The sequence below is a fragment of the Humidesulfovibrio sp. genome, assembly GCF_035560995.1.
Taxonomy (GTDB): Bacteria; Desulfobacterota; Desulfovibrionia; order Desulfovibrionales; family Desulfovibrionaceae; genus Humidesulfovibrio.
In genome coordinates this window covers 1-10613 of the sequence record NZ_DATMYK010000147.1, presented here as the reverse complement: position 1 = coordinate 10613, position 10613 = coordinate 1, and the positions used below count along the sequence as shown (strand labels likewise).

The 10613-nt window shown below is 66.7% G+C and carries 7 protein-coding genes; 6 read left to right on the top strand and 1 reads right to left on the bottom strand.

Annotated elements, in window-relative coordinates; translation table 11 throughout:
- The 3 genes from VN419_RS05865 to VN419_RS05855 form a co-directional block, all read left to right on the top strand.
- Window positions 1–565 (top strand): response regulator transcription factor (locus tag VN419_RS05865; protein ID WP_325645425.1); only part of this gene is annotated, 565 nt, incomplete at its 5' end.
- A 195-nt stretch (window positions 566–760) separates the two neighbouring features.
- Window positions 761–3931, top strand: a complete 3171-nt coding sequence (locus VN419_RS05860) for an ATP-binding protein (RefSeq protein WP_325645423.1) — start codon at window positions 761–763, stop codon at window positions 3929–3931.
- Between the two features lie 151 nt (window positions 3932–4082).
- Complete coding sequence (locus VN419_RS05855) at window positions 4083–5003, top strand: hypothetical protein (protein ID WP_325645421.1); 921 nt, start codon at window positions 4083–4085, stop codon at window positions 5001–5003.
- A gap of 64 nt (window positions 5004–5067) precedes the next feature.
- Here the strand turns inward: VN419_RS05855 and VN419_RS05850 are convergent, their stop codons facing one another.
- Window positions 5068–6225 carry a S1C family serine protease gene (locus VN419_RS05850; protein ID WP_325645419.1) on the bottom strand — a complete coding sequence of 386 codons (1158 nt, stop codon included), beginning with the start codon at window positions 6223–6225 and terminating at the stop codon, window positions 5068–5070.
- Between the two features lie 241 nt (window positions 6226–6466).
- Here VN419_RS05850 and VN419_RS05845 point away from each other — a divergent pair, with 241 nt between their 5' ends.
- The 3 genes from VN419_RS05845 to VN419_RS05835 form a co-directional block, all read left to right on the top strand.
- Window positions 6467–9520 (top strand): EAL domain-containing protein, encoded by a 3054-nt coding sequence (locus VN419_RS05845; RefSeq protein WP_325645417.1) that lies wholly within the window; start codon window positions 6467–6469, stop codon window positions 9518–9520.
- Window positions 9521–9582: 62 nt separating this feature from the next.
- Window positions 9583–10044 carry a MarR family transcriptional regulator gene (locus tag VN419_RS05840; RefSeq protein ID WP_325645415.1) on the top strand — a complete coding sequence of 154 codons (462 nt, stop codon included), beginning with the start codon at window positions 9583–9585 and terminating at the stop codon, window positions 10042–10044.
- Between the two features lie 83 nt (window positions 10045–10127).
- A partial coding sequence (locus VN419_RS05835; RefSeq protein ID WP_325645413.1) for a DUF554 family protein occupies window positions 10128–10613 on the top strand: 486 nt, incomplete at its 3' end.

The window sequence follows — 10613 nt, the reverse complement described above, 5'->3', positions numbered from 1 at the left end:
CACCTGCGCCGAGGGCCTGGCCCTGGCCAGAAGCATCCGGCCCGATCTGGTCATCGTGGACATCTCGCTCCCCGACGGCAACGGCATCGACCTCGCGCGCGACATCCTGGCCCAGATACCCCTGGCGAAGGTGGTCATGCTCAGCATGCACTCCAAGGTGGATTTCATCGCCACGGCTTTCCAGGCCGGGGTCTCGGCCTACCTGGCCAAGGAATCCAGCCGGGAGCAGCTGCTGCAGGCCCTCGACGCGGTGATGGCCGGACGGCAGTACCTGGACGGCTCCCTTTCGCCGCGCGTGGTGACGGAGCTTCTTTCGCGCCCCAGCGAGGAGACGCGCATGGCCGACGCCTCCTACGGCAAGCTCTCGCGCCGGGAGCAGCAGGTGCTGCGCCTGCTGGCCGAGGGCCTGGCCCCGGCGGTCATCGCCGAGAGGCTGTTCATCTCGCGCAAGACGGTGGAGAACCACCGCACCAACATCCTGACCAAGCTGGGCATAAAGAGCCCGGTGGCGCTGGTGCGCTACGCAGCGCGCCTGGGTCTCATCGACCTGGACACCGGCGACTAGCTCCCAGGAGGCAAAACGCAGCCTCCACACTTGATTTCCGCTTTATTTTCGGCCTCATGGGATGCAGCATCCTGTGGGGCCGAAGCTTTTTCTTGACCGGACCTCCTGGGGGGAATACGAAGGACAATAGGATAAAAACCCGTTTCAATATATTCGCGACGCCATACAAAACATGCGGAGGCGACGCAGAAAAATATGCGGAAACTGTTCAAGAACAGCACTTTCCAGCTTCTGGCAGCCCTGAGCATACCCTTGCTGGCCTTTGCCGTGCAGTGGACGTTCTGGGACGCCATCAAGCCGTACGTCTGGTTTCTGTTCTTCCCAGCGGTTTTTTTCAGTTCGCGCATCGGCGGGCTCAAGGGCGGGCTGTTGGCCACCCTGCTCTCCGCGGCCCTGGTCGACTATTTCTTCATCCCGCCGCAGTTCGCCTTCGCGGTGAGCAATCCCGTCAGCATCATTTCCATCGTCATCTTCCTTGGCATGGGAGCGCTGTTCTCCCTCTCGCACGAGCGCCTGCGCCAGGCCAACGCCCAGGCCCAGGAAGCCCTGCAGACGGCCAACGAGGCCAACAACCACGTGACCCAGCTGCTGGAGCAATCGCGCGAGCTGGACAAGATCAAGACCCAATTTTTCTCCAACGTGAGCCACGAGCTGCGTACCCCGCTGACCCTGATCCTGGGCCCGGTGGCAAGAAGGCTCGACGACCCCGGCCTTTCCGAGGAAGAGCGCCGCGACCTTGAGCTCGTGGAGCGCAACGCCCGGCTGCTGCACCGCCACGTGACGGACCTGCTGGACATCTCCCGGCTGGAGGCCGGGCGCATGACCATGCGCTATGTGGAGTCCGATCTGGCGGAACTCTGCCGCATCGGGGCCTCGCACTTCGAGAGTCTGGCGGCCGAGCGCGACATCCGCTACTCCGTGCGGGCGGTTGGACCCGTGCCCGCCCAGATGGATCCGGACAAGGTGCTGCGCATTCTGGTGAACCTCATCTCCAACGCCTTCAAGTTCACCCCGTCGGGCGGAGTCATCTCCATCAGCCTGGAAACGGACGAGATTGGCGGGAACGCCGGCCCAAGCGCCGTGCTCCGCGTCCAGGACACCGGTCCCGGCATTCCGGCGGCCCTGCGCGAGGCTGTTTTCGAACGCTTCCGCCAGGTGGACGGCGGCGCGGAGCGCACCCACGGAGGCACAGGACTCGGCCTGGCCATCGTCAAGGAATTCGCGGAGCTGCACGGCGGAAGCGTCAGCCTGGGCGAAGCCCCGGGCGGCGGAGCCCTGTTCAGCGTGCGCCTGCCCCTGCGCGCCCCCGGCGGCGCGGAAGTGTGCGCGGTGCCCATGCAGCCGGACAAGACCCTGGCCGAGCAGGCCGGGCGGGAACTGCTTGCGCGGCCGGAAGACCCCATGGGTGGGCAGGGGCCGTCCGGGACCGATCCTTCGCAAAGCCTTGTGCTGGTGGTGGAGGACAACCCGGACATGCAGGAGTATGTGCGCAGCATCCTCTGCCGCAACCACAGGGTCGTCGCCGCGCCGGACGGCGAAAAGGGCCTGGAGGCCATCCGCGCCCTCTCCCCGGATCTCGTCATCTGCGACATCATGATGCCGCGCATGGGCGGCGAGCAGATGGTGCGCGAGATGCGCCGCGACCCCTCCCTGGACGACATCCCGGTGATCATGCTCACGGCCAAGTCCGACGAGACCCAGCGCGTGCGCATGCTGGAGCGCCTGGCCCAGGGCTACCTGGAAAAGCCCTTTGTGGAAAGCGAGCTTCTGGCCCGCGTGGAGGGGCTGCTTTCCCAACGTCAGCGACACCGCGCGGAACTGCGCGAAAGGGAGCGCCGCTTCGAGGCCACCTTCGAGCAGGCCGCCGTGGGCGTGGCCCATGTGGGGCTCGACGGCCACTGGCTGCGCGTGAACCGCAAGCTGTGCGAGATCGTAGGCTACACCCCGGAGGAACTGCTCAAGCTGGGCTTCCAGGACATCACCCACCCCGACGACCTGGACACGGACCTTTCGCTGGTAAAGCGCACCCTGGCCGGAGAGATCGACTCCTACGAGCTGGAGAAGCGCTACCTCAGAAAGGGCGGCGTAGAAATCTGGGTGCGGCTGCACGTGGCCCTCATCCGCGACGAGGCGGGCCAGCCCGACTACTTTATTTCGGTGGTGCAGGAGAACACGGCCAACAAGCTTGCCGGGCAGGAACTGCTGCGCGCCAAGGAGGCCGCCGAGGCCGCCAACATCGCCAAGGACGAGTTCCTGGCCAACATGAGCCACGAAATCCGCACCCCCTTGAACGGCGTGCTCGGCATGATCCAGCTGCTGCGCGGCCAGGTGAGCAAGCAGGAGCGCGAGATGTTCACCGGCATGGCCGACGAGGCCGGGCGCAGGCTGCTCACGCTTCTGAACAACATTCTGGAATTCTCGCGCCTGGAATCCGGCCGGGACACCCTGGCCCTCAAGCCCTTCAGTCTGCGCGATCTGTTCAAGTCCGTCCTGAGCACCTTCCTGGTGACCAGCCGGGAAAAGAAGCTTGCCCTCAACGCCGCCGTGGACGCGAGCGTGCCCGAGCGCATCATGGGCGACGAGGCCCGGCTGCATCAGGTGCTGTTCAACCTCGTGGGCAACGCGGTGAAGTACACGCCTGCGGGCAACGTGCGCATGGAGGCCTGGGCCCAGGTTTCACCGATCGAGACGGGCAAGCTCTATCTGCACATCATGGTCACCGACACGGGCATCGGCATCCCGGACGACAAGATCGACCACGTGTTCCGGCGCTTCACTCAGGTGGACGCCTCCTATGTGCGGCGCTTCGAGGGCGCGGGGCTCGGTCTGGCCATCGTCAAGCGCATCGTGGAGCTTATGGAAGGCGACATCCTGGTGGACAGCGAGGTGGGCGTTGGCACCACCATCGCCCTCACGCTGCTGCTGGACAGCGCTCCGGCCGCGCCAGCCACGCGGGCCAAGGCGCGGGGCGGCGGCGGGGAGGCCCTGCGGCCCCTGAAGGTGCTGGTGGCCGAGGACGAACCCATCAGCCAGATGGCGGCCCTGCTCATGCTGCGCAAGCTGGGCCACACGGCGCAAAGCGCGAACAACGGACGCGAGGCAGTGGAAGCCGTGCGCACGGACGAGTTCGACTGCGTGCTCATGGACATCCAGATGCCGGTGATGGACGGGGTGGAAGCCACGGCGGCCATCCGCGCCCTGGACGACCCGGCGCGCTCCGGCCTGCCCATCATCGCCCTTACGGCCTACGCCCTGGCGGGCGACCGCGAACGCTTCCTCAAGGCCGGGATGGACCACTACCTGGGCAAGCCGGTGCAGCGCCCGGAACTCGCCGCCATGCTGGACCAGATCCCCCGCCGCCACTAACCGCAGCAGGACGGCCAGGGGCAAGGCCTTGCGGTCGCCCCTCCCGGCAAGCCAACCCGGCGAACCAATCCGATTGACGGGCCGCAAGGCCTTGGGCATATGCTGGTGTGCGCCGGGACCACCCCGGCACGCCCGCACAGGAGGCCACCCCATGCCGCAGGAACAGACCCAGCAAAGCCCCACGACGCCGCATCCGGCCAAGCCGCGCATCAGCGTGCGCACGCTGCTCATCGTCTCCGCGCTTTTTGCGGCGGTGGCGGCGCTGGCCCTGTGGCAGGCGGGCAGCAGGCCGGAGATGAAGAGCACCCTGGAACGCGAGTTGGAAAAGAGCCGACTGGTGGATAAGATGCGCGCGGACCTGTACGCCGCGGCCGAGGCCGAAAAAAACGCCCACATGGCCGAGACCGACCCCCTTTCCCAGGAGTACGCCCAGCGCGCCCGCGCGGTCATGGGCCAGGTGGCAGCGGCTTTGAACCGCTACCGCGCCCTGGTGGACGGCCGCCCCCAGGAGGCCGAACTGCTGACCCGCACCGAGACCGCCTTCGAGGCCTACCGCAAGGCGGATGAAGAAGTGCTGGAGCTGGCGGTGCAGAACACCAACCTCAAGGCTCTGGCCCTGTCCTTCGGTGCGGCCACGCTCGCTCTCACCGACATGGATCGGGCCCTGGCAGGCGTGACAGGCGGAGGCAAGGGCGGCCCGGCCGCCATGCAGAACGCCCTGAGGGCCCTGCTGGCAGCCCAGCGCATCCAGTCCCTGCATGCGCCGCATATTCTGGAAAAGACCGAGGCGCGGATGGACGCCCTGGAAAAGCTCATGAACGCTGCCGACGCCGAGGCCCGCAAGGCCCTGGCCGCCCTGGGCGGCGCGCCCGGCGCGGCGGAAGCGGCGCAGGCCTACGAGGCCCACCACACCGCCACGCTGGAGGTGCTGCGCCTCTCCAGGCTGAACACCAACGTGCGGTCCCTGACCCTTTCCCTGGAGCGCAACGCCGGGCTGCTGGCCGCCTGCGACCAGGCTCTGCTGGCCCTCAAGCAGCATCAGAACGAGGTGCTGACCAAGGCCACCCGCTAGACACCTTGGCCGCGCCCCGGTACCAGGCCGCAAGGCCCGCGCCCGGCGACGGCGGAAGCGCTCCCTACTGCGCCGCGCCTTCGGACGCGCCCTCGGCCTGGAGCATCACAACGTGCTCCTCCTCCTTGCCCTGGCGCAGGATGGTCAGGCGCACCTTGTCGCCGGGACGGAAATCGTCCAGGCGCGAAAGCAGCCCGGGCACGCTGTCCACGGCCTTGCCCTCCACCTTGGTGATGACGTCGCCGGGCACAAAGGCCCCGTCGCGATCGAAACGCGCGCCGACGAGCCCGGCCGCCTGCGCGCCGGACCCCGCGCGCACGCTGAGCACCAGCACGCCCTTGAGGCCCAGCTGCTCGGCCGCGGTCTCGTTCACCCGCTGGTCCACCTCGATTCCCAGGGCGGGCCGCGCGTAGCGCCCCTTGGCGATGAGCTGCGGCACCACGCGGTTCACCGTGTCCACCGGCACGGCGAAGCCCACCCCGGCCGAAGCCCCGGAGGGACTGTAGATGGCCGTGTTCACGCCGATGAGCCGCCCGGCGGAATCGAGCAGCGGGCCGCCGGAATTGCCGGGGTTGATGGCCGCGTCGGTCTGGATGAGGTGCTGGATGACTCCGCCGTCCTCGCCCTTGAGCGAACGGTCGAGGGCGGAGACGATGCCCGTGGTCAGCGTCCAGTCGAGCCCGAAGGGATTGCCGATGGCGAAGACCTTCTGCCCCACCTTGAGGTCGGCGGAAGTGCCCAGCGGCAGTGGGGCGCGCTTCACGCCGGTGTCGATGCGCAGCACGGCCAGGTCGTGCATGGGGCTTGCGCCAACCAGCGCCGCCGTGTGCTCCTTGCCGTCGGAAAGGCGCACGCGGGCCTCGGCCGCACCCGCGATGACGTGAAAATTGGTGACGATGTGGCCCTTGTCGTCCCACACGAAGCCGGACCCCGCCCCGCGCGGGATGGTAAAGATGTTGCGGCTCCAGTATTCCATCACGCGCTGGGTGGTGGTGATGAACACCACCGCGTCCTTGGAGCGCTCGAAAAGGTCGATGGTGCCCTTCTCGTCGGCGGCCAGATCGCCGCGCGGAGTCACGGCGCGGGGTTCGGCCTTCTCGCTCGTCAGCAGGCGCAGGCCGAAGGGAACGGCCTGCCAGGCGATGATCGCCGCCAGCACGGCCAGGGCCGTCCACTTGAGCCGCCGCAAAAACACGTCGCCGCCCGTCTTTTTTTCTTCCATGACCATGCCCCCCCTTTGTGATTGATGCTGCGGCGCTCCGCGCGCCCCGGACTCTTAGGCCGGACGCGCCGGCACCCAGGCACTGTAATGTCTTGCCCGCGCATTTCAAGGGGCGCGGCGCAACTTCCGCAAGTTTCAAGCGCGGTTGGTAAGTGCTTCGCGCCCAGTGCGCCGGTCCACCCCGTGTCACGGCATGCTTAGCACTTTACCTATACCCTTTTGGAGTGATACCTACATAGACATGCGCCGCATTACGTACTTCTCGTCCGTCCTTGTAGCCACGCTGCTTTGTGGTGCCCTGCTCTATGGCGCGTACGCAGTGGCCCGGCAGGAGGCCATCTCGCACCTGCAGGTACAGCAGGGCATCCTGGCCAGGCAGGCGGCCCAGGGCATTCAAGACTTCTTCGCCCACAGCCGCAGTCTGGCTGAATCCATGGCGCAAAACCGGAACGTCATCACCCTCGACGCCCAGGGCCAAGTCTACCTCGCCTCCATGCTGAGCGACAACGCGCGCGTGCTCAGGGCCATCAGCCGCGTGGACGAACGCGGCGTGCTCATCTACTCCACCCCGGACAATTCCGTGGCCGGCCGCAACGTGTCGGACCAGGAGCACGTCCAGCGCGTGCTGGCCTCCCATGCGCCCTCGGCCAGCGACGTCTTCACCTCTGTGCAGGGCTACCGCACCATCGCCCTGCATGTGCCGGTGTTCGAAGGTGAACGCTTCCGGGGCTCCCTGGGGCTTTTGCTGGATTTCGACGCCATTTCCCGCCGCTATCTGGAAGGCGTGCGCGTGGCCGAAACAGGCTACGCCTTTGTGTACAGCCAGAAGGGCGTGCTGTTGTACAGCCCGGTGCCCGGCCTGGCGGGCAAGCATTTCACTGAGATATGCCAGGGATTCCCGGACATGAGAGGCGTGATCGAGGCCATGCTGCGCGGCGAGTCGGGCGAAGCCACGTTCCATTTCGACCGCGTGCGCGAGCAGAACCCGGAAACCGTGCTGAAGCACGCCGTCTACCTGCCCATCACCCTTGAGGACACCTTCTGGTCCATCTGCGTGGCCACGCCGGAATCGGAAATCCTGGTCTTCCTCAAGCGTTTCGTCCTGTATCTGCTGCCCTTGGCCGTTGTGCTGCTCATCTGCACCGTGCTCGGCGTCAATTTCGGCCTGCGGCATTTCGTGCTGGAAAAGGAAATCGTCCTGCGGCGGCAGACGGAGGCCGCCCTGAAGGAGAGCGAAGAACGCTACCGCTCGGTCATCGAAAACATTTCCGACGTGTTCTACCGCACGGACAGGGACGGCCGGCTGACCATGATCAGTCCCTCGGGCGTCGCCCTGGCCGGCTACAAGAGCAAAGAGGAGATCCTGGGCCTCAGCATCGAGCATTTCTGGCGGCGGCCCCAAGAGCGCAAGCGCATGCTGGAGCTCATTGCGGAGCACGGCGCCGTGCGCGACTTCGAGGTCGAGCTGGTGGACAAGGACGGCCGGAGCATCCAAGTGGCCACCTCCTCCAACTTCTATCGCGGCAAGGACGGCGAGATCCTGGGCGTCGAGGGCACCTTCCGCGACATCAGCCAGCGCAAGCGCGACCGCGCGGCACTGGTGGAGAGCGCCCGGCGCTTCCATTCGCTTTTCGACAACATGGCCGAAGGCGTGGCCATGCATTCCTTCGTGCGCGATGCCACGGGCCGGGCGGTGGACTACCGCATCGAGGAAATGAACCACAGCTTTGAACGCATTTTCGAAGTCTCGGCTGAACAGGTGCTCGGCAAGCTCGTCACCGAGGCCTTCAGCCTGCCCTATCCGCCGCACTTGGAGGAATTCATCCAGGTCGCCGCCACGGGCAAGACCCTGCAGACCGAATCTTTCCTGCCTCCGGTGGGCAAGTATGTGGCCATCTCCGCCGCTCCCTGGGGCGCCGACGGTTTCGCCACACTTTTTTCCGACATCACCGAACGCAGGCACATGGAAGAACAGCTGCTCTTCCGCGCCCTGCACGACCCCCTCACCGGCCTGGCCAACCGCACCCTCTGCCTCGACCGCATCGCCCTGGCCGGGGAGCGCGCCCGCCGCAGGCCCCAGGCCGATTATGCCGTGGTGTTCATGGACCTGGACCGCTTCAAGATCATCAACGACAGCCTGGGGCACGAGGCGGGCGACCAACTGCTGCGCGAGGTGGCCGGGCGGCTCTTGGCCTGCACCCGGCGCATGGACACGGTGTGCCGCTACGGAGGCGACGAATTCGCCCTGGTGCTGGAGGAACTGCCCGCCCGGGCGGTGCTGCGCACCCTCCGGCGCATCCGGGAAAGCCTGCGCACCCCGATGGACATCGGCTCCCACAGCATACAAGTGGAGGCCAGCTTCGGCGTGGCCTACCCGCCAGCGGGCCACATCGGGCCGGAGGACATCCTCCGGAACGCCAACATCGCCTTGCACCGGGCCAAGCAGATGGGCCGCAACCGCGTGGTGGTGTACAAGCCCAGCATGCACGAGGCCGCCATCCAGATCATGAGCCTGGAGAACGACATCCGCCGGGGCCTGGCCCTGGGCGAGTTCTTCCTGCTCTACCAGCCCATCTTCGACCTGGCGGCCCGGCAGCTGTGCGGGTTCGAGGCCCTGCTGCGCTGGAGGCACCCGGCGCGCGGACTGGTGAGCCCGGCGGAGTTCATCCCCGTGGCCGAGGACTCCGGCCTGATCTTCGAGCTGGGCACCTTCGCCCTGGACCAGGCCTGCAAGGAGATGGCCGAACTCATGCGCGCCCAGCCCGGCGCGGCCCACCTCACCCTGGCCGTGAACCTTTCGCCCCGGCAGTTCTCCCGCCAGGGCCTCACGGAGCAGATCGACCACGCGCTGGAGACCACGGGCCTGCCACCCCGGGCCCTGGTGCTCGAAATCACCGAATCCTCCATCATGAAGCACCCGGAGGCCTCGGCCAACATTCTGTCGCGCATCAAGGAACGCGGGGTCAACATCGCCCTCGACGACTTCGGAACCGGCTATTCTTCCTTGAGCGCCCTGCAACGGCTGCCGCTGGACCGCCTGAAGATCGACATGAGCTTCGTCTCGCGCATCACCGACAGTGCGGAAGACCGCGAGATCGTGCGCGCCGCCATCACCCTGGCCAAAAGCCTGCACCTGACCACCGTGGCCGAGGGCATAGAGACCGACTCCCAGCGCGAGATCCTGGCCGAGCTTGGCTGCGACCAGGGCCAGGGCTTCCTGTGCGCCCCGGCCTTGCCCATTGAAGAGGCCCTCTGGGTGCTCAACCCCGAAGTCTGCAAGCCCACCAACGTCTAATCCCCGGCATTCGCCCCCTCGCCGGCCTTGACTGCGCCCGAAAGGTTGCATACAGCAACCATATGGACGCCACAACCACCCACTACATGCTGAAAGATTCCCTCGGCCACCTGGCCACGCAGTTCTCCAAAGCCGTGCTGCGGCGCATCAACCAGGAGCTGCAGGCGGCCGGGCACCCCATCACCAGCGAGCAGTGGACCGCGCTGACGCACATCTGGAACCAGGGCGGCCTGACCCAGCAGGAGCTGTGCGAACGGCTCATCAAGGACAAGACCAACATCGCGCGGGTGCTGGCCGGGCTGGAACGGCTGGGTTTCATCCGGCGCGAGGCAGGCGCGTCCGACCGCCGCGAAAAGACCGTCCACCTCACCCCGGCCGGAAGCGAAGCGATGCCGGGCATCGCCGCCCTGGTGCAGGGCGTTCTGGCCACGGCCTGCGCGGGCATAGACGAACATGAGCTGAGCGTGTGCAGGCGCGTGCTGCTGCGCGCGCGCCAGAACCTCAAAGCCTGCCGCGGCAAATAGTTTACAAAAACAACAATTCATCCGGCCCGGAGCCTTGCTCCCGGCCGGAACAGGTGCGCCCTGCGCACGGAAAGGAGCGAAACATGCTGCCCTTGGGCGCAATGATGAACGCGGGCGCCATTCTGGCGGGGGGACTGGTGGGCATGACCCTGGGCCGCCGCATGCCGGAGGCCGTGCGCGCCTGCATTTTCCAGGGCCTGGGGCTCTCCGTGCTGGCCGTGGGCATAAAGCTCACCCTTAAGACCAACAGCCCGGTGATCCTCATCACAAGCATCGTCTGCGGGGCCATGGTGGGCGGCCTGCTGCGCCTGGAAGACCGCATGACCGCGGCCAGCCTGTGGGTGAAGGCCAAGATGCGCGCCAAGAATCCGCGTTTTTCCGATGGGTTGGTGCTGGCGGTGACGGTGTTCTGCTGCGGCTCGCTGGCGGTGCTGGGACCGCTTGACGAAGGCGTGCGCGGCGACCTGACGCTTCTGTCCACCAAGAGCTTTCTGGACGGCCTGACCACCATCGCCTTCGCCTCGGTGTACGGCTTCGGCGCGGTGCTCTCCTTTTTGCCGGTGCTGGCC